Origin of the sequence: Azospirillum sp. TSH20, assembly GCF_003115935.1 — a bacterium.
In the GTDB taxonomy this organism is placed as follows: Bacteria; Pseudomonadota; Alphaproteobacteria; order Azospirillales; family Azospirillaceae; genus Azospirillum.
This window is the reverse complement of sequence record NZ_LGQU01000141.1, coordinates 1-19,432: the sequence shown is the minus strand read 5'-3', so window position 1 is coordinate 19,432 and position 19,432 is coordinate 1. Positions and strand designations below refer to the sequence as shown.

At 71.4% G+C, this 19,432-nt stretch carries 18 protein-coding genes, 1 pseudogene and 1 riboswitch; of the genes and pseudogenes, 14 read left to right on the top strand and 5 right to left on the bottom strand.

All coding sequences use genetic code 11. The features are described from left to right. Positions 1-113, bottom strand: a pseudogene (locus TSH20_RS35920) (ABC transporter ATP-binding protein); the annotation flags it as partial. Positions 114-457: 344 nt separating this feature from the next. Continuing rightward, a riboswitch (cobalamin riboswitch) is annotated at positions 458-682 on the top strand. A gap of 43 nt (positions 683-725) precedes the next feature. Between TSH20_RS35920 and TSH20_RS30845 the strand changes: the two are divergent. From TSH20_RS30845 to cobJ, 8 genes are all read left to right on the top strand, one after another. Then, positions 726-914: a CbtB domain-containing protein gene (locus tag TSH20_RS30845; RefSeq protein ID WP_109155618.1), complete on the top strand. Its 189-nt coding sequence runs from the start codon at positions 726-728 to the stop codon at positions 912-914. 10 nt (positions 915-924) lie between these two features. Continuing rightward, positions 925-1,692: a CbtA family protein gene (locus TSH20_RS30840; protein WP_109155619.1), complete on the top strand. Its 768-nt coding sequence runs from the start codon at positions 925-927 to the stop codon at positions 1,690-1,692. 12 nt (positions 1,693-1,704) lie between these two features. After that, positions 1,705-2,766, top strand: coding sequence for a cobalamin biosynthesis protein CobW (gene cobW, locus TSH20_RS30835; protein ID WP_109155156.1), 1,062 nt, complete (start codon positions 1,705-1,707; stop codon positions 2,764-2,766). Between the two features lie 187 nt (positions 2,767-2,953). Further along, positions 2,954-6,346, top strand: coding sequence for a cobaltochelatase subunit CobN (gene cobN / locus TSH20_RS30830; RefSeq protein WP_109155620.1), 3,393 nt, complete (start codon positions 2,954-2,956; stop codon positions 6,344-6,346). Next, positions 6,343-7,749 carry a precorrin-3B synthase gene (cobG, locus tag TSH20_RS30825; protein ID WP_109155621.1) on the top strand — a complete coding sequence of 469 codons (1,407 nt, stop codon included), beginning with the start codon at positions 6,343-6,345 and terminating at the stop codon, positions 7,747-7,749. Before cobN ends, cobG begins: the two co-directional genes overlap by 4 nt. Further along, positions 7,742-8,380 carry a precorrin-8X methylmutase gene (locus tag TSH20_RS30820; protein ID WP_109155622.1) on the top strand — a complete coding sequence of 213 codons (639 nt, stop codon included), beginning with the start codon at positions 7,742-7,744 and terminating at the stop codon, positions 8,378-8,380. Before cobG ends, TSH20_RS30820 begins: the two co-directional genes overlap by 8 nt. Beyond that, positions 8,377-9,120 (top strand): precorrin-2 C(20)-methyltransferase, encoded by a 744-nt coding sequence (locus TSH20_RS30815; protein ID WP_109155623.1) that lies wholly within the window; start codon positions 8,377-8,379, stop codon positions 9,118-9,120. Before TSH20_RS30820 ends, TSH20_RS30815 begins: the two co-directional genes overlap by 4 nt. After that, positions 9,117-9,890, top strand: coding sequence for a precorrin-3B C(17)-methyltransferase (gene cobJ, locus TSH20_RS30810; protein ID WP_109155624.1), 774 nt, complete (start codon positions 9,117-9,119; stop codon positions 9,888-9,890). The genes TSH20_RS30815 and cobJ overlap by 4 nt, the downstream gene beginning before the upstream one ends. 164 nt (positions 9,891-10,054) lie before the next feature. Here the strand turns inward: cobJ and TSH20_RS30805 are convergent, their stop codons facing one another. Further along, positions 10,055-10,810 (bottom strand): cobalt-precorrin-6A reductase, encoded by a 756-nt coding sequence (locus TSH20_RS30805; RefSeq protein WP_247871113.1) that lies wholly within the window; start codon positions 10,808-10,810, stop codon positions 10,055-10,057. Between the two features lie 40 nt (positions 10,811-10,850). Between TSH20_RS30805 and cbiE the strand changes: the two genes are divergently transcribed. The 3 genes from cbiE to cobM are packed head-to-tail and all read left to right on the top strand — an operon-like array spanning position 10,851 to position 13,293. Further along, positions 10,851-12,104, top strand: a complete 1,254-nt coding sequence (gene cbiE / locus TSH20_RS30800) for a precorrin-6y C5,15-methyltransferase (decarboxylating) subunit CbiE (RefSeq protein WP_109155632.1) — start codon at positions 10,851-10,853, stop codon at positions 12,102-12,104. Continuing rightward, positions 12,092-12,535, top strand: a complete 444-nt coding sequence (locus tag TSH20_RS30795) for a cobalamin biosynthesis protein (RefSeq protein ID WP_109155625.1) — start codon at positions 12,092-12,094, stop codon at positions 12,533-12,535. Before cbiE ends, TSH20_RS30795 begins: the two co-directional genes overlap by 13 nt. Then, positions 12,532-13,293 carry a precorrin-4 C(11)-methyltransferase gene (gene cobM / locus TSH20_RS30790; RefSeq protein ID WP_109155626.1) on the top strand — a complete coding sequence of 254 codons (762 nt, stop codon included), beginning with the start codon at positions 12,532-12,534 and terminating at the stop codon, positions 13,291-13,293. Before TSH20_RS30795 ends, cobM begins: the two co-directional genes overlap by 4 nt. Here the strand turns inward: cobM and TSH20_RS30785 are convergent. Continuing rightward, positions 13,272-14,381, bottom strand: a complete 1,110-nt coding sequence (locus tag TSH20_RS30785) for a cobalt-precorrin-5B (C(1))-methyltransferase (RefSeq protein ID WP_109155633.1) — start codon at positions 14,379-14,381, stop codon at positions 13,272-13,274. The genes cobM and TSH20_RS30785 overlap by 22 nt on opposite strands. A gap of 73 nt (positions 14,382-14,454) precedes the next feature. Between TSH20_RS30785 and cobA the strand changes: the two genes are divergently transcribed. The 3 genes from cobA to bluB are packed head-to-tail and all read left to right on the top strand — an operon-like array spanning position 14,455 to position 17,259. Further along, positions 14,455-15,270: a uroporphyrinogen-III C-methyltransferase gene (gene cobA, locus TSH20_RS30780; RefSeq protein WP_109155627.1), complete on the top strand. Its 816-nt coding sequence runs from the start codon at positions 14,455-14,457 to the stop codon at positions 15,268-15,270. Beyond that, positions 15,263-16,576 (top strand): cobyrinate a,c-diamide synthase, encoded by a 1,314-nt coding sequence (locus TSH20_RS30775; RefSeq protein ID WP_247871114.1) that lies wholly within the window; start codon positions 15,263-15,265, stop codon positions 16,574-16,576. The genes cobA and TSH20_RS30775 overlap by 8 nt, the downstream gene beginning before the upstream one ends. 2 nt (positions 16,577-16,578) lie before the next feature. Next, a complete protein-coding gene (bluB, locus tag TSH20_RS30770; protein WP_109155629.1) occupies positions 16,579-17,259 on the top strand; it encodes a 5,6-dimethylbenzimidazole synthase in 681 nt (226 codons plus the stop codon). Positions 17,260-17,311: 52 nt separating this feature from the next. On the opposite strand, the gene TSH20_RS30760 is transcribed toward bluB, so the two are convergent. Together TSH20_RS30760 and TSH20_RS30755 are read right to left on the bottom strand one after the other, a co-directional pair. Then, on the bottom strand, positions 17,312-17,560 hold the full coding sequence (locus tag TSH20_RS30760; RefSeq protein ID WP_109155630.1) for a hypothetical protein: 249 nt from the start codon (positions 17,558-17,560) through the stop codon (positions 17,312-17,314). After that, on the bottom strand, positions 17,560-19,432 hold a 1,873-nt coding region (locus TSH20_RS30755), incomplete at its 5' end, for an ATP-binding protein (protein ID WP_109493013.1). The genes TSH20_RS30760 and TSH20_RS30755, both read right to left, overlap by 1 nt.

Here is a 19,432-nt window from a genome sequence, read left to right as displayed (position 1 = left end):
ATGGTGCCGCGGCGAACCTGAAGGTTCACCTCCTTCACCGCCACGAACCCCTTGAACTCCTTCGTCAGGTTGCGCGCTTCCAGGATGATGTCGTCGTTCGGTGCGGCGTTCATCGGTCGCGAATTCTCCTCCCATTCGTCCTTATGTCCGGGCTCCAAGCCCAGGGCTTATTTCCGACAACGCATGTCGGGGCCGCCATGCGGCGGGACGTTTCACCGATTGTTGTACGCACAAAGCGTGCCACGGCCGGGTTCGCTTCGGTCGGGCCATCGGCCCCGTTGTTTCTCCGCCGGTTTTGCTGCAGCACCCTCCATCCGCTGGCTCACCTTAGCACCGGAAAGTGTCGGATTTCCGGACACTCTGTCCGCGAAACATGACAGCATCCAAAATGTCGGTACGCAAGACCGTCCGTGCGGCAGACGCCTTATTGTGGGCTTGCCAAACGCGCACGGCACTGCGATGGTGGCCGTCCGACGGTGCCCTGCCCGTCCTGACGGGCGGCGGGGATAATAGGGAATGCGGTGCGGAGCTTCTTTGGAAGCGCCAATGCCGCGGCTGCCCCCGCAACTGTAAGCGGCGAGCATCCCGTCCATCATGCCACTGGCCTTCAAAGGGCCGGGAAGGCGGACGGCGATGCGGCGACCCGCGAGCCAGGAAACCTGCCGGCGGACGTACCAACCTTTCCCAACCCCGCCGGGTGTGGCGGGAGAGCAAGGATGTCTTCGATGACCACCCGTTCGATCGATACCGCCGCCGGTTCCGCGACCCGCAGCACCGCCCAGACCGCGGTCGCCGCCTTTGCCGCGATCCTGCTCGGCAGCTTCCTGCTGTACGGCGTCGGCTTCGCCCAGCCGCAGCAGATCCACGACGCGGCCCACGACGCCCGTCACTCCTTCGCGTTCCCCTGCCACTAAGCAGCGGGTCATGGATCTGATCCGGCGGCTGTTCACAGCCGCTTTGGTCGCGGGCGTGCTCTCCGGCACGGCCGCGTCCGTCGTTCAGCAGGCGACGACTGTCCCGCTGATCCTCGAAGCCGAGAAGTATGAGGTGGTCACTCCGCCTCCTGCGGTCTCGGCGGCGCCTGCCGGCGCGCCTGCGCCGTCGCACCAGCACGGCCCCGTGCGCGAGATCGGCGAGGGGGTGCCGACCACGCTGGACGAGGCGATGCAGCGCATCGGCCTGACCATCGTCGCCAACCTGCTCACCGGCGTCGCCTATGCGCTGCTGCTGGGTGCCGCGATTCTGCTGGCCGGCCGGCCGATCGATGCGCGGCGCGGGCTGGTGTGGGGCATGGGCGGCTTCGTCGCCGTCTCGCTGGCGCCCTCCTTCGGCTTGGCCCCGGAACTGCCGGGTATGGCCGGGGCGGAGCTTGAGCTGCGCCAGCTCTGGTGGCTGTCCGCCGCCGCCGGGGCCGGCGTCGGCATGGCCGCGCTCGCCTTCGCCCGCAACCGTCTGGTCATCGCCGCCGCCATCCTGGCTGCCGCCCTGCCCCATCTGATCGGCGCGCCCCATCCGGAAAGCGCCGAAGGTGCGGTTCCGCCGGAACTGGCCGCCCGCTTCGTCACCGCCTCTCTCGGCGGGGCCGCCCTGTTCTGGGCGATCCTGGGCGCCACCTGCGGCTGGCTGATGAGCGGTCTGGTCCGCGATACCGAGTCCCGCCCGGCCCTGCGGGTCCAGCCCGGCGCGCGTTAAGGAAACAAGTCCATGTCCGCACTTGCGAAAACGGCCGCCGGCAAAGTCCCGGCGACCGTCATCACCGGCTTCCTCGGCGCCGGCAAGACCACGCTGATCCGTGGCCTGCTGGAAAAGGCCGAGGGCCGCCGGTTGGCGCTGATCATCAACGAGTTCGGCGATGTCGGCATCGACGGCGACATCCTGCGCGCCTGCGGCAACCCGACCTGCACCGAAGACGACGTGATCGAGCTGGCGAACGGCTGCCTGTGCTGCACCGTCGCCGATGACTTCGTCCCGGCCATCGAAAAGCTGCTGGCCCGGCCGGAACCGCCCGAGCACATCGTGATCGAGACCAGCGGCCTCGCCCTGCCGAAGCCGCTCGTCCAGGCCTTCCACTGGCCGGCGATCAAGACGCGGGTCACGGTCGACGGTGTCATCGCCGTGGTGGACGCCGCCGCGGCGGCGGAGGGCCGCTTCGCCCCCGATCCCGCGGCGCTGGAGGCTCAGCGCGATGCCGCCGGCACAGTCGATCATGAGACGCCGATCGAAGAGGTCTTCGAGGATCAACTGCTTTGCGCCGACCTGATCGTCGTCAACAAGACCGATCTGGTCGCCGCCGGCGACCTCGCCCGTGTCGAGGAACTGATCCGCGGCGCCCTCAACCACACGGTCGGCCGCGACGCCAAGCTGGTCCGCGCGTCGCAGGGCGCCGTCGATCCGCTGGTCCTTCTCGGCGTCGGTGCGGCGGTGGAGGACGACCTCGCCAACCGTCCCAGCCACCATGACGACGAAGAGGGTCACGACCACGACGACTTCACCAGCTTCGTGGTGGAGCTGCCGTCGCAGCCCGACCCCGCCCGTCTGGCGATGACGCTGGAACAGGTCGCCGGCCTGCATGGTGTTTTGCGCCTGAAGGGCTTCATCGACGTGCCCGGCAAGCCGATGCGCCTGCTGGTCCAGGGCGTCGGCACCCGCATCCAGACCCACTACGACCGCCTGTGGAAGCCCGGCGAGGAGCGCCGCAGCCGTCTGGTGGTGATCGGCGAGACCGGGCTGGACCGCGATGCTGTGATTAGGGCGGTTGTTGGGTAAGGTTTAGGCTCGGTGCGGAGTTAGACCCCCACCTAACCTCCCCCGCTTTTGCGGGGGAGGCACTGCCGCCGTTTTTCTGGACAAGTACTCCGCCGCACAAGCGCTTAGTCCCCTCCCCCGCGAGAGCGGGGGAGGGTTAGGGTGGGGGCAAGTGGCCTCCACTCCTTGAACGTATCCGCGGACACCCATGCACCTGCTCGCCGCCCGCCAGGACGAACTGGACGCCGGCCCCCAGGCGGAAGATCTGGGGCAGACGCCGGCCGACCTCGTCATGCTGTCCTTTTCCGACAGCGACCTGACCGCGCTCGCCACCGCGTGGCGCTCGGCACGCGACCGGCTGCCCAGCCTCCGGCTCGCCAACCTCAACCGGCTCGGTCACCCCCTGTCGGTCGATCTCTACGCCGAGAACATCGTTGCCAAGGCGAAACTGGTGGTCCTGCGTCTGCTCGGCGGCAGCGGCTATTGGCGTTACGGCCTCGACCGCCTCTCCGCGCTCTGCCGCGAGCGCAACATCCCGCTGGCCGTCCTGCCCGGCGAGGCGCAGCCCGACCCCAACCTCACCGCCTACGGCACGGTCCCGCCAGACGCCGCCGACCGCCTCTGGCGCTACTTCACCGAGGGCGGCCCGGCCAACATGGCCCATCTGCTGGCCTGCGCCGCGACGCTGGCCGGCAAGCCCCTGCCCCATGACGACCCCGCCCCGGTCCCGCGTTTCGGCGCCTATGACGGCTGGAGCGGTGCCATCCCCGCCGACGCTCCCGTCGCCGCGGTGGTCTTCTACCGCTCCCACCTGCTGGCCGGAGACCTTGCGCCGGTCCACGCGCTCTGTGACGCCTTGGCCACGCGCGGCCTCGCCCCCCGTCCGCTGTTCGTCGCCAGCCTGAAAGAGCCGGACTGTGCCGCGTGGATGCGCGCCAGCCTGACCGCGCAGAACGCCGCCGTGGTCGTCAACACCACCGCCTTCTCGGCGGCGCGCGATGACGGCTCGCCGCTGGAGGCCAACGGCAGTCCGGTCCTGCAGGCCATCCTCTCCACCACGCCGGAAGCCGGCTGGCAGGCCTCATCGCGCGGGCTGGGTCCGTCCGACCTCGCGATGAACGTCGTGCTGCCGGAGATGGACGGCCGCATCATCGCCCGCGCCATCGCCTTCAAGGCGGTGGGCGACCCCGACCCCGACCTGCAATTCGCCGCGCCCGTACTGCGCCCAATCCCCGACCGGGTGGCCTTCACCGCCGACCTCGCGGCCAGCTGGGTCCGCCTGTCCCGCACCGCTCGGGCGGAGCGGCGGTTGGCGCTGGTGCTGTCCGACTATCCCGGTCCCGGCGGCGGAATCGGCCATGCCGTGGGCCTCGACAGTCCGGCCAGCACGGTGGCGATCCTCCACCACCTGTCCGCCGAGGGCTACAGCCTGTCCGCAATTCCAGACAGCGGCGCGGAGCTGATGGCAACCCTCACCGCCACGCCCACCCCGACCCTGTCGCTGGCCGAATACGAGCGCCTCGCCCCGCCGGAGCTGCGTGCTCGCATCGCCGAGACCTGGGGCGAACCCGCCACCGATCCGGCCTGCCGCGACGGAACCTTCGCCTTCCGCGTTTTGCCCTGCGGCAACGCCGTGGTGGCGGTGCAGCCCAGCCGCGGCCACGGTGCCCTGACCACCGCCCAGCACCACGACCCCGACACCCCGCCCAGCCATGGTTATCTCGCCTTTTACCTGTGGCTGCGCCATGCCGTCGGCATCCATGCCCTGGTGCAGATCGGCGCCCACGGCACGCTGGAATGGCTGCCGGGCAAGGCGGTGGCGCTGTCGGCCGACTGCTGGCCGGAGATCGTCGGCGGCGCCCTGCCGACCCTTTATCCCTTCATCGTCAACAATCCCGGCGAGGGCGTGCAGGCCCGCCGCCGCCTGGGCGCCGTTCTGATCGGTCACCTGACCCCGCCGCCGGTGGAATCCGGCCTCTACGGCGACCTCGCCGCACTGGAAACCGCCATCGACGAATATTCGCAGGCGACCGGGCTGGATCCGCGGCGGCTGGGCATGCTGCGCGAGACAATCCTCGACCTCGCCTGGAAATCCGGTGTCGCCGCCGACTGCAATCTGCGCCCCGACGACGATCCCGACGCCATCCTGTCGCGGCTGGACGCCCATCTCTGCGACATCAAGGAGTTGCAGATCCGCGACGGTCTGCATGTCTTCGGCCAAAGCCCGACCGGCGAGCGCCGCGACCGCCTGACCGCCGCCGTCGCCCGCACGGCAGATCCGCTTGCCGTCGCCAGCGCCGTCGATGCCTGCGGCGAGGCGGAAATGCGGGCGCTGCTCGACGGGCTGGACGGCCGCTTCGTCCGTCCCGGTCCCGGCGGCTCGCCGGCGCGCGGGCGGGCGGACACGCTGCCGACCGGCCGCAACCTCTATGCGCTCGACCCGCGCGGGGTGCCGACGCCGACCGCCTGGACGCTGGGCTGGCAGGCGGCGGATGCGCTGATCACCCGCTATCTTCAGGACCATGGCGACTGGCCGCGCCGGCTGGTGGTGGATTGCTGGGGCACCCCGGCCATGCGCACCGGCGGCGACGAGCTGGCCCAGGCGTTGGCCCTGCTCGGTGTCCGCCCGATCTGGGAGAACGGCTCCGGCCGCGTCACCGGCTACGAGATCATGCCGGCCGGCGTGCTCGGCCGTCCACGGGTGGACGTGACGCTGCGCATTTCCGGCCTGTTCCGCGACGTCTTCCCGCAGCAGATCGCCCTGTTCGACCAGGCGGTGCGCGCCGTCGCCGGGCTGGATGAACCCGACGATACCAACCCGCTGGCCGCCACCGCGCGGGCGGAGGAACAGCGCCTCGCAGCATCCGGCACCGCTGCGGAAGATGCCCGCCGCTGGGCCACCGCCCGCATCTTCGGCGCCGCGCCCGGAATCTACGGCACTGCGCTGTCCGGCATGATCGCGCGCGGCGACTGGACGGCGCGGGCCGATTTCGGCGCCGCCTATCTGGAGGGCGGCTGCCACGCCTATGGCGCCGGGCTGGAGGGCGTCCCCCTGCCCGCCTTGTTCCGCCGGCGGGTTGGCGGTGCCGACGCGCTGGTCCACCACCAGGACCAGCGCGAGCATGACGTGCTGTCCACCGATGGCTTCATGCAGTTCGAGGGTGGATTCGCCGCCGCCGCCGCGCTGGAGGACTCCGAACCGGCGCTCTATCATCTCGACAGCGCCGATCCGGAAAAGCTCGCCGTCCGCACCCTGGCGGAGGAGATCGCCCGCACCCTGCGCGGCCGGGCGGCCAATCCGCGCTGGATCCAGGGGATGATGCGCCACGGCTATCGCGGGGCGGCGGAACTGGCGGCCGGCGTCGACACGCTGTTCGCCTTCGCTGCCACCACCGACGCCGTACGTCCCGCCCATTTCGACCAGCTGTATGACGCGTACGTCGAGGATGCGGAGGTGTGGGACTTCCTGTCGCATGCCAATCCTGCCGCCGCCCGGCACATTCTGGCACGCATGAGCGAGGCGCTCGACCGCGGCCTGTGGCATCCCCGCCGCAATTCCACCGCGGAGGATCTGCGGCGCCTCCGGGAGACCGCCGTATGACCAACCCTGTCGCCAACCAGCCGAGACGCCGCGGCACCTGCCCCGGCGTGCTGGCGCCAATGCAGGTCGGCGACGGATTTCTGCTGCGCGTCCGCGTCCCCGCCGGCGTGCTGCCGGCCGAGCATGCCCGCCGCATCGCGGATTTGGGGGATCGTTACGGCAACGGTCTGATCGACCTCAGCCAGCGCGGCAATCTTCAACTGCGCGGCATTACCGCCGACGCGCTGGAGCCGGTGACCGACGCCCTGCGCGCCATGGGCTACGTCTCCAGCGATGCAGCGAGCGAGGCGGTGCGCAATGTGCTGTGCTCCCCCACCGCCGGGCTGGACCTCACGGCGGCGATGGACGTACGGGCGGTGGCGCGTACGCTCGACGCACGGCTGGCGGAGGACACGGCTCTGCGCGGCCTGCCGTCGAAATTCGGTTGGCTGGTCTGCGGTGGCGGGATCGGCCATCTGGCGGACAGCAGCACGGACGTACGCTTCGACGCGGTGGACGCGGAGCGATTTCGGGTGTCGCTGGGCGGCACGCTGGCGAAGGCCGCGCCGCTGGGACTGTGCCGGGCCGACGATGTGGCGAATGTGGGGTCGGCGCTGGGACGTGCTTTCCTGGACCTGCGCGCGTCATTGCCGGAACCGCCGCGCCGCATGGCCGGCTTGGCCTCGGCAATCGGCACGGAGCCTTTCGCAACGCGCCTCTCCCCGCTGATATCCCCTCCCCCGCCCAGCTCTCGCACAAAGCTCCGCTTTGTGCTGACGCGGCAGGCGGACCGTAGGTCCGCTGAGAGCGGGGGAGGGTCAGGGTGGGGGCAAGTGTCGCATCTCATGGATCTCTTCGGCTCCGCCGAACCCCCTCATCCTAACCTTCTCCCCGGGGGGGAGAAGGAATCCTGCGTTGGGAAGGCGCCGGCCTTCCTCACCACCGCCTTCCCCTTCGGCCGTCTCACCGCCGGCACCCTCGCCGCGCTCGCCTCCGCCTGCACCGAGATTCGCATCACCCCCTGGCGCGCCCTCCTCCTCGTCGCCCCTGCCGCCGACGCCGAAGGCATTGCCAAAGCCCACGGCGCCATCCTGTCCCACACCGACCGCCGGCTGAAGCTGACCGCCTGCAGCGGCGCCGGCGGCTGCGATGTCGGCACCACCGACACTCATGCGACCGCGCTTGCCATCGCCGACCGCGCAGGCCCCTTGCTGGACCATGTGCGAATGGTGCATGTGTCGGGCTGCGCCAAGGGCTGCGCCCATCCCGCCATCGCCGATGTCACCCTGACCGCCCGCGACGGCGTGTATGACGTCGCCCTGAACGCCAAACCCGGTGACGATTCCCCGCACACCGGCCTGTCCCCCGCCGACGCTGTGGCCCGCGTCGCGGATCTGTTGACCGAGGAGTCCACCGGTGCCTGAGCCGCTCTACGACTATATCCGCGACGGAGCGGCCATCTACCGCCAGTCCTTCGCCACCATCCGGGCGGAGGCCGACCTGTCCGCCATCCCCGACGACCTGAAGCCGGTGGCGGTGCGCGTCATCCACGCCTGCGGCATGGTCGATGCGGCCCAGGATCTGCTGTTCTCCACCGATGTCGGCACCGCCGCCCGTGCCGCGCTGCGATCCGGTGCGCCGATCCTGTGCGACAGCGAGATGGTCGCCCATGGCGTGACCCGCGCCCGCCTGCTGGCCGACAATGCCGTGATCTGCACCCTGCGCGATCCCGCAGTCCCCGATCTGGCGAAGACCATCGGCAACACCCGCTCCGCTGCGGCGCTCGACCTGTGGGGCGAGCGGCTGGGCGGATCGGTGGTCGCCATCGGCAACGCGCCGACCGCGCTGTTCTACCTGCTGGAACTGCTGGCGGCCGGCGCGCCGAAACCGGCGGCGATCCTAGGGTTCCCGGTCGGCTTCGTCGGCGCGATGGAAAGCAAGGAGGCGTTGGCCGAGAACCCCTTCGGTGTCCCCTATCTGGCGATCCGCGGACGGCGCGGCGGCAGCGCCATGGCCGCCGCCGCCGTCAACGCCCTGGCGAGCGACGTGGAATGAGCAGCGAGACCTCCCCCACCCCCGGCACCCTGTTCGGCGTCGGCGTCGGCCCCGGCGATCCGGAGCTGATGACGCTGAAGGCGGTGCGCACCATCGGCGCCTGTCCGGTGGTCGCCTATTTCTGCAAGCGTGGCACCCGCGGCCAGGCCCGCCGCATCGCCGATCAGGCCATCACCGCCGACCAAATCGAGCTGCCAATGGTCTATCCGGTGACGGTGGAACTGCCGCCTACCCACCCGGACTATGGCCGCCAGATCGAGGCCTTCTTCGACGAGTCCGCCGGGCGCATCGCGGAGCATCTCGCCGCCGGGCGTTCGGTCGCCGCGCTGAACGAGGGGGATCCGTTCTTCTACGGCTCCTTCATGCATCTGTTCCTGCGGCTGTCCGGCCGGTTCACGACGGAGGTCATCCCCGGCGTCACCAGCATGGTCTGCAGCGCCTCCCTGCTGCCGCGCCCGCTGATGCTGCGCGACGACGTGCTGTCGGTGATCCCCGGCACGCTGGACGAGGAGTCGCTGGTCCGCGCCCTGACCGCCGCCGACGCCTGCGTGGTGATGAAGCTGGGCCAGAACCTGCCCAAGGTCCGCCGCGCCATCGCCGCCGCCGGGCTGGCCGAGCGGGCATGGTACGTGGAGCGCGCCAGCATGGACGAACAGCGCTTCATGCCCTTCCTGGAGGCGCCGGACGTCGCCCCCTACTTCTCCCAGATCGTCATTCCGGGCGAGGGCAAGCGCGGATGAGTGGCCCTGAAAACAATGGCTGGCTGAAGGTTGTGGGATTGGGCCCCGGACCCGAGGACTGGCTGACGCCGGAGGCCCGGCGCGATCTGGCCGAGGCGACCGACCTCGTCGGCTATTTCCCGTATGTCGAGCGTGTGCCGCCGGGAAATCAGGTGCGCCACGCCTCCGACAACCGGGTGGAACTGGATCGCGCCCGCTTTGCGCTGGATCTGGCGGCGCAGGGCCGGCGGGTGGCGGTGGTGTCGGGCGGCGATCCCGGCATCTTCGCCATGGCCGCCGCGATCTTCGAGGCGCTGGACGATCCGGCCGCCCCAGAGGCGTGGCATGCGGTGCATCTTTCGGTCGATCCCGGCGTTTCGGCCATGCAGGCGGCAGCCGCGCGGGCCGGGGCGCCGCTGGGGCATGATTTCTGCGCCATTTCGTTGTCCGACAATCTGAAGCCGTGGGAGGTGGTGCTGAAGCGCCTGCGTCTGGCGGCGGAGGCGGATTTCGTCATCGCGCTCTACAACCCGATCTCCCGCGCCCGGCCCTGGCAGCTGGGTGCCGCCTTCGACGCCCTGCGCGACATCCGCGCGCCTGAGACCCCCATCGTGCTGGGCCGTGCCGTCGGCCGCCATGATGAGGAACTGACGGTGACGACGCTTGGCGAGGTGCGGTCGGAGCAGGCGGACATGCGCACGCTGGTCATCATCGGCGCCTCGCACACGCGGTTCGTGGCACGGGCGGATGGCGGGCGTTGGGTTTACACGCCCCGGCATTATCGGGGGTGAGGATGGGCGGAGGTCGCTGGGCGGACACACTTGCCCCCACCCCGACCCTCCCCCGCTGGGCGGGGGAGGGAGATTGGCGCCTGCTCAAAAGCGCGACGGCAGTCCCCTCCCCCGCCCAGCGGGGGAGGGTTAGGGTGGGGGCAAAGGTTGAGGGGACAAAAGCCTCAGCCCACCCCCTCCAGCCACCCCACCGCCGCATCCACGTCGTGCAGTTCCGCCACGCCGTTGCCGGCCGGCCGCTCCACCATCACCACCGGCAGGCCCAACTCCCGCGCGGCTTGCAGCTTGGCGTCAGTCGCCCGTCCGCCGCTGTTCTTGCTCACCACCACCTCAATCCGCTCTCCGCGCATCAGCGCCAGTTCGCCCTCCACGGTGAACGGCCCACGGTTGAGGATCAGTCTCATGCGCGGCAGGGCCGGCATCGGCTCCGGCGGGTCGACGGCACGGATCAGGTAGCGCTTGTCGGGCATCGCCTCGAAGGCCGCGACCTCCTGCCGGCCAATGGTCAGGAACACGGTGTCGCCCAGGTCGCGCAAGGCCTGCGCAGCGCCATCCATGTCCGGCACGCCGATCCAGCGGTCGCCCGGCCCCGCCATCCAGGCCGGCCGGGTCAGCACACGCAGAGGCACACCGACCCGCGTGCAGGCCGCGGCGGCATTGGCGGAGATCTGGTCCGCGAAGGGATGCGTCGCGTCGATCACCGCGCCGATGCCCTCGGCGCACAGATAATCGGCCAAGCCCTCCACCCCGCCGAAGCCGCCGATGCGGGTCGGCAGCGGCGGCAGCACCGGGTTCTTCGTGCGGCCGGCCAGCGACACGCGGGCGTCGATGCGGGGATGGCCGGCCAGCCGCTTGGCCAACGCCGTCGCCTCCGTCGTGCCGCCCAGGATCAGCACCTTGACCATCAGCGCCTTGACCATGTCCCCCTCCCCACCCGTCAGGATAGGCGCCATGGATAGCATGGGAACGGCCCGCTGGCTCAGCATCGTCGGCATCGGTGAGGATGGCTGGGACGGTTTGTCGCCCGCCGCCCGCGCGTCGGTGGAAAGCGCGGCCATCCTTTATGGCGGCAGCCGCCACCTCGATCTCGTGCCGGTCGTTGCGGGACAGGAACGGTTGCCCTGGCCGTCGCCGATGACCGACGCCTTCCCCGGCCTGATGGCGCGGCGTGGGCAGCGGGTCTGTGTGCTGGCGAGCGGCGATCCCTCCTGGTACGGGGTGGGCGCCACGCTGTCGCGGCTCGTTCCGGCTGCGGAAACGACGGTGATTCCGTCCGCCTCCGCCTTCAGCCTCGCCGCCTCCCGCCTCGGCTGGCCCTTGCAGGACTGCCGCTGCCTGACCGTCCATGGCCGTCCGCTGGAGCAGGTTGTTCCGCATCTGCAACCGAACGCCAAGCTGCTGTTTCTTTCCTGGGACGGAACGACTCCGGCCAAGCTCGCCGCCCTGCTGCGCGCCCGTGGTTTCGGCGGCTCGCGCCTGACGGTGCTGGAGGCGATGGGCGGCCCGCGCGAGAGCCGGCTGGAGGCCACCGCCGATGCCTGGAGCGCAGAGCGGGTCGCCGACCTCAACACCATCGCACTCGACTGCGTCCCCGCCCCCGGCGCCCGTGTCCTGCCGCTGGCCCCCGGCCTGCCCGACGATTGGTTCGAGCATGACGGCCAGATCACCAAGCGCGAGTTGCGCGCCGTCACCCTGTCATTCCTGGCGCCGCGCCGGGGGGAGTTGCTGTGGGATGTCGGTGCCGGGTCGGGCTCTATCGGCATCGAATGGATGCTGAGCGACCCCGCCAACCGCGCCATCGCCGTCGAACACCACCCGGAGCGCATCGCCCGCATCCTCGCCAACGCCGCCAACCTCGGCGTTCCGGGCCTGCAACTGGCGCGGGGCAAGGCTCCGGCGGCGCTGGACGGTCTGGAGCGGCCGGACGCCATCTTCATCGGCGGCGGGCTGACCGCGGATGGCGTGCTGGCGGCCTGCTGGAACGCCCTGCCTCCCGGAGGACGGATCGCCGCCAACGCGGTGACTCTGGAAAGCGAGGCGGTGCTGATCGACGCGCACAAACGGCTGGGCGGCGAGCTGACCCAGATTTCGGTGGCCCGCGCCTCGGCGGTCGGCGGCTTCCGCGGCTGGCGCGCCGCCATGCCGGTCACACTGTGGCGGGCCGAAAAGCCTTATACCGAGAAGCCGTATGCGGAGGGCACATGGACCGCCTGACGTCGGATGCCCTGCTGTTCGGCCCGGTCTTCGTCGGGCTGGGCTGCCGCCGCGGCTGCGGCTGGGAGGAGATCGCCGGTCTGGTCGCCGCCGCCTTCGACGAAGCGGCCCTGCCCGATGCCGCGCGCCAGTTGGCTGCATTGGCCGCCCCGGCGATGAAGGCCGACGAGGCCGGATTGGCGGAAGCCGCCCGCGCGCTCGGCCTGCCGCTGCGCTTCATCGATGAGGATGCGATGCTGGCCGCGCAGGACCGCGTCCACACCCGCTCCGCCACCGTGTTGGCCGCCGTCGGGCTGGCCTCGGTCGCGGAGGCCGCGGCGCTGGCCGCCGCCGGGCCGGGTTCGCGCCTGCTGCTGCCGCGCCGCTCCACCCCCCGCGCCACCGTGGCGCTCGCCTTGCCTGCCGTCGCCCTATTGGAGACCCGTTCATGACCGTCCATTTCATCGGTGCCGGACCGGGCGCTCCCGACCTGCTGACCCTGCGCGGCCGCGACCTGATCGCGCGCTGCCCGGTCTGCCTCTATGCCGGATCGCTGGTCCCGAAGGAGATCATCGCCCACGCCCCCGCCGATGCGCGGATCATCGACACCGCTCCGCTGACGCTGGAGGAGATCGTTGGCGAGTTCCAGGCCGCCCACGCCGCCGGTCAGGACGTGGCGCGGCTGCATTCCGGCGACCTGTCGGTCTACAGCGCGCTGGGCGAGCAGACCCGCGCGCTGCGGGAACTGGGCATCCCCTATACCATCACCCCCGGCGTGCCGGCCTTCGCCGCCGCGTCGGCCGCGCTGGGGCGGGAGTTGACCCTGCCGGAGGTCAGCCAGACGCTGATCCTGACCCGCACCGAGGGGCGCGCCTCGGCCATGCCGGCCAACGAGACGCTGGAGGTGCTGGGCGCGTCGGGCGCCACGCTGGCGATCCACCTGTCGATCCACGTCATCGACCGGGTGGTGGAGCGGCTGACCCCGCTCTACGGCGCCGATTGCCCGGCCGCGGTGGTCTACCGCGCGACATGGCCGGACGAGCGGGTGCTGCGCGGCACGCTGGCCGACATCGCGGCGCAGGTCGCGGCCTCACCGATGGAACGCACCGCGCTGATCCTGGTCGGCCCGGCGCTGGGCCATGAGGAGTTCCGTTGCAGCGCGCTGTATGACGGCAGCCATGTGCGCCGTTACCGGGGGCTGGGGGAGTGAGCGCTTCCGACGATGCGCCCCTGGCGGTCGGTGACCAGCACCTCGACCGCGACCGGCGCATCCTCCAGCACATCCTGCGCGGCGCGGCGGGCCAGCTCGGCCACATGATCGGCCAGCGGCAGGCCGGCGGCATCCGCCAAGCCCAGCACCTGCGCCGCCGTGTTGGCGCCGCGCGCCTGCGCGATCAGGTCCGGCCCGGCGCCGAGATCCGCCAAGCGATCGGCCAGCCACTCGAAGTCGACACTGTTGCGTTTGCTGTGCAAATCCATCAGCCCGCGCGCCAGCTTGCCGAACTTGGCGAAGCCGCCGCACAGGGTCAGGCGCGGGATGGGGTGTCGGCGCAGGTACTTCAGCGTGCCGCCGACGAAGTCGCCCATGTCGATCAGCGCCTGTTCGGACAGGCCATAGCGCGCGACCACCGCCTTTTCCGACAGATCGCCGGTGCAGGCCGCGACATGGGTCAGCCCGGCGGCCCGCGCCACGTCGACGCCGCGCTGGATCGAGGCGATCCAGGCTGCACAGGAATAGGGCACGACGATCCCCGTCGTCCCCAGGATCGACAGCCCGCCGAGAATGCCGAGCCGCCCGTTCATGGTGCGCTTGGCGAGCTGTTCCCCATTTTCCACCCCGACCTCGACCACCACGTCAGCCGGCTGGCCGGCATCGGCCGCCGCCTCCCCCACCGCCTGCGCGATCATGCGGCGCGGCACCGGGTTGATCGCCGGCTCGCCGACGGCCAACGGCAGGCCGGGCAGGGTCACGGTGCCGACGCCGGGGCCGGCGCGGAATGTCACGCCGCTGCCGGACGCACCGCGCCACACCCGCGCCCGAACCAGCGCGCCATGGGTCACGTCGGGATCGTCGCCGGCATCCTTGACCACGCCGGCCATGGCCCAGGGTCCGTCCGCCCCCTCCCCCTGCTCCGTCACCGCCAGGGCGAAGGCCGGAGTCTGGCCGCCGGGCAGGGTCACGGTCACCGGATCGGGGAACTCCCCGCCGAACAGAGCCTCTGCCGCCGCCCGCGCCGCGGCGGTGGCGCAGGTTCCCGTCGTCCAGCCGCGGCGCAAGGGTGTAGCATGCTCCGGCATGCCGTCGCCGCCCTCGGGCCCACCCGCGGCCCCGCCATCCGTCTTTCCGCTTTCCAGCCCCGAGTCCGCGTTCATGTCGTTTGAGTCGTCCATTCCCGAAAGCGTCCTGGTCCCCTTTGCCCCCGGCAGCGTCTGGCTGGCCGGGTCCGGCCCCGGCGACCCCGGCCTGCTCACCCTGCTGGCCCTGCAAGGTCTAAGGCAAGCCGACGTCATCGTCCATGACGCGCTGGTCGGCGAACGGATCATGGCGCTCGCCGGCCCGTCGGCAAGGCTGGAGTTCGCCGGAAAGCGCGGGGGCCGGCCCTCCGCCCACCAGGACGACATCACCAACCGCCTGATCGAACTGGCGAAGGAGGGGCACCGCGTCCTGCGGCTGAAGGGCGGCGACCCCTTCGTCTTCGGCCGCGGCGGCGAGGAGGCGCAGGCGCTGGCGGCGGAGGGCATCCCCTTCCGCATCGTGCCGGGCATCACCTCCGGCATTGCCGGCCCGGCCTATGCCGGTATCCCGGCGACCCACCGCGACACCAACCAGGCGGTGATCCTGGCGACTGGCCATTCGCTGGGCGGCGGGCCGGACTGGCGGGCGCTGGCCGCCACCAAGGCGCCGCTGATCCTCTATATGGGCTGGAAGGCGCTGCCGACCATCGCGGCGGAGCTGGTGGCCGGCGGCCTGTCCGCCGACACTCCCGTCGGCGTGGTGACGGAGGCGACGACCGCCAACCAGAAAAGCCTCGTCACATCCCTCGGCAGCTGCGTCGCCGATCTGGCGGCCAGCGACCTGGAGCCGCCGGCCATCATCGTGATCGGCGAGGTGGTCCGGCTGCGCCCGGCGCTGGAATGGCTTCCCACCCAAACGGCGCTGCAAAATGCCAGGGGGAAGAATGACTGACGGCCTGATCATCGCCGCCCCGGCCTCGGGCACCGGCAAGACGACGCTGACGCTGGGCCTGCTGGCGGCGCTCCGCGCCCGCGGCGTCGCGGTCGGGGCGGTGAAGTCGGGGCCGGACTATATCGACCCGGCCTTCCACCGCGCCGCCACCGGCCGGCCGAGCGTGAACCTCGACACCTGGGCGATGGGGCCGGACCTGCTGGACGGACTGGCCGCCCGCGCCGCCGAGGGCGCCGACCTGCTGGTCTGCGAGGCGCTGATGGGCCTGTTCGACGGCGTCGCCGGGGTCGGCGCCACCGGCACCGGATCGACGGGGGAGATCGCGGCACGCACCGGCTGGCCGGTCCTGCTGGTGGTGAACGCCAAGGGCCAGTCGCAGTCGGCCGCAGCCCTGGTCAAGGGCTTCGCCACCTACCGCGACGACGTGACCATCGGCGGCGTCGTGCTGAACAATGTCGGCAGCCCCCGCCACACCGCGCTGGCCGGCAACGCCATCGAGGCGCTGGGCATCCCCCTGCTGGGCGCTCTGCCCCGTGCACCCGACCTCAGCCTGCCCGAGCGTCATCTCGGCCTCGTCCAGGCCGACGAGACGGAGGGGCTGGCCGACCGGCTGGCGGCGTTGGGCCGCTTCGTCGCCGAGCATGTCGATCTCGACCGCGTCGTCGCGCTGGCCAAGCCGTCACGGGCCGGACGCGGCAGCGACGCCCCCGCCCTGCCGCCGCTGGGGCAGCGGGTCGCCATCGCGCGGGACGCCGCCTTCACCTTCGTCTATCCGCACCTCACCGCCGGCTGGCAGGCTTCGGGTGCGGAGCTGCGCTTCTTCTCTCCCCTGGCGGACGAGGCACCGCCGGCGGACGCCGACGCCGTCTATCTGCCCGGGGGCTATCCGGAGCTGCATGCCGGCCGCCTCGCCGCCAACCACATCTTCCGCGACGGCCTGCGTGCGGCGGCGGAGCGGGTGCCGGTCTTTGGCGAATGCGGTGGCTACATGGTGATGGGGGAGACGCTGGAGGATGCCGACGGCGTCACCCACCCGATGACCGGGCTGCTGGGGGTGCGCACCTCCTTCGCCAAGCGGCGGCTGCATCTGGGCTATCGCCGGGCGTCCCTGCTGGCGGACGGACCGTTGGGTGCGGCAGGAACTCCGCTGATGGGGCACGAGTTCCACTATGCCTCGACGCTGTCGCGCGGTGACGATGCGCCGCTGCTGCATGCGACGGCGGCGGATGGCGGCGACCTGGGTGCGCTGGGCAGCCGACGCGGGCTGGCGCTGGGGTCTTTCGTCCACCTGATCGCGCGGGGGTGAGAATGGAGGAGGATTTCACCCCGGCGGAGCGCGACGCTCTGTACAAGGCGATCTTCTCCCGCCGCGACGTGCGTGGGCAGTTCCGCCCCGACCCGGTGCCCGACGAGGTTCTGAACCGCGTCCTGCTGGCCGCCCATCACGCGCCGTCGGTCGGTTTCATGCAGCCGTGGAACTTCATCGTCATCACCGACCCGGCCGTGAAATCGCGCATCCACGCCGACTTCGCCCGCGCCACCGAAGAAGCGGCGGCGATGTTCGAGGGCGAACGCCGCAGCCTCTACAGCCGCCTGAAACTGGAGGGCATCCGCGAGGCGCCGGTGAATCTCTGCATCACCTGCGACCGCGAGCGCTCCGGCCCGGTGGTGCTGGGCCGCACCCACATGCCGGCGATGGACCTCTACAGCTGCGTCTGCGCCGTGCAGAACCTGTGGCTGGCGGCAAGAGCGGAAGGTCTTGGGGTGGGCTGGGTCAGCATCCTCCATGAGGATGCGCTGAAGGCGGCGCTCGGCATCCCGGAACGGATCGTGCCGATCGCCTATCTCTGCATCGGCCACGTCACCCATTTCGAGGCGACGCCGGAGCTGGAAACCAAAGGCTGGCGCAAGCGCCTGCCGCTGGAGGATCTGGTGTTCAGGGACCGGTGGGAGGAAATGGTCCCCTCGCCCCCCCGGGGAGAGGGTTAGGGTGAGGGGGTCGCGCGGCAGCCCTTCCCAAAAATCCTGAAATGCATCCCCCTCACCCCGGCCCTCTCCCCGGGGGGGAGAGGGAGATGACGCGCGCCAAAAATGCATCCTCCGGCCCGGCGGCCACCACCGGCCTTGCCGCCATCAGCAATTGCAGCAGCGCCGTGTGCAGGTCCGTGCAGGCGGACAGATCCACCCACGGCATGGCGGTCGCCTCCAGCCATTCGGCGAGCGGCAGGGCGTCCTCCACCGTGCAGGCGGCCTCGAAACGGGCGAGGTCGGCGTCATAGCGGATCGGCATCACAACAGCTCCCGCAAATCGAGCACCAGGATCAGCCGGCCGTCGCCCAGCACCGCCGTGCCGGCATAGCCGCGCAAGCCGCGCAAAACCCCGGTCATCGGGCGCAGAACCACGTCGGCGCGCTCGCCGACATCGTCCACCGCCACCGCGACCGGCCCGTCGCCCAGTTCGGCCAGCACCACGCAAACGGTCTCGCGCACCCGTTCGTCGTCGGGCTGGGCCAGCAGGCGGCGCAGGCGGACCAGCGGCACCACCCGGTCGCGCACCACGACGCTTTCCGCCCGCTTCACCGAGCGGATCTCGGCCCGCGGCACCCGCTGGACGCCGCCGACCAGCGCCACCGGGATGCCGTAGAGCGATCCCGCCGCCTCCACCACCACGACGCGGGTGATGCTGAGCGTCAAGGGCAGCGACAGGCGCACTCGCGTGCCGCTGCCCGGGGTGGACGCGATCTCCACCCGGCCGCCGGCGCGTTCCACCGCTGCCCGCACCGCATCCATGCCGACGCCGCGGCCGGACAGGTCGGACACGCTGCCGGCGGTGCTGAAGCCGGGGGCGAAGACCAGCCGCACCGCGTCGGCGTCGTTCAGCGCCGCCGCGGCGTTCGGCTCAAGCAGTCCCTTGGCGACGGCGGCGCGGCGCATCGCCGCCGGGTCGATGCCGACACCGTCGTCCGATACCTCCACCACCACACCGCCCTTGTCCTGGAAGGCGCGGACCCGCAGCGTGCCGGCCGGCGGCTTGCCGGATGTAGCCCGCCGCTCCGGCGTCTCGATGCCGTGGTCCAGCGCGTTGCGCACCAGATGCAGCAACGGCTCGCCCAGCACGTCGAGGATGTCCTTGTCGGCCTCCGTCTCCGCGCCTTCCAGCACCAGCTCGACCGTCTTGTCCAGCCGGCGGGCGGTGTCGCGCACCAGCCGGGGCAGCGGATCGAACACGCGCGCCAGCGGCAGCAGCCGAAGCCGCAGCGCCGCATGGCGCAGGTCGCCGACCAGACTGTCCAGCCGGGCGGAAAAGCTCTTCAGGTCGCGGGCCATCTCGCCGTCCCCGGCGCGGCGGACCAGCGGTCCCAATTGTCCCTTCACCACCGACAGCTCGCCGACCAGCGCCATCAGCGCGTCCATCCGTTCCGGCTCCACCCGCAGGGCGCGGCGGGGGACAGGTGCGGTGGCGGGCTGCGGCTCGGCCATCACCGGCTTTTCCACAGGTCCATCGGCTAGGAAACGGCGCAGCGTGCGGGCGTCGGCACAGGCGGCACCCAGGGCGTCGCGCTTCGTCGGCCGCCCCAGCGCCGTCAGGATCGCGGCGACCGCCCGCGCCACCGCGGCGCGGCGGGAGTCTCGTTCGGCGGGGCTGCCGGGCAGGTCGAGGATGCGCGCCTGCTCCTCCAGCATCGCCGCCGCAAGCGAATCCGGCGGCGCGGCAGCAGGCACCGTCACGGCAGGCGATACGGCGGCAGACGCCAGTGTGACACTGCCGATCCGCACCTGATCGGGCACGCTGCGGAAGACCGGCGTCACCGCCTCCACCCTGGCGCCGCTCAGGGCGCGAAAGCGCAGGATGCAGCGGTAGGGGTCCATCCGGGCCAAAGGCGGCAGCGGCTCCGCCGGCTCGATCCGCAGCAGCCGGAGATCGGGTACCCGGCGGAACAGCGCCAGCGGGTCGTCGCCGGTGAAGAAGCACTCCGGATCGGGCCTGTAGTCGATGACGGTCAGCGCGCCTTCGCCCACGGCAGCGCGCTCTTCCACCGTCAGCGCCGTCACCCAGGGGAAAGCGTCCGCCTCGCCACCGGAAGCCGCCGCACCGGCCGTCGTCTCGCCCCCCGCCAGTCCGCGGGCCAGCGTCTCCGCCGCCTCCGCCGCATCGGCGGGG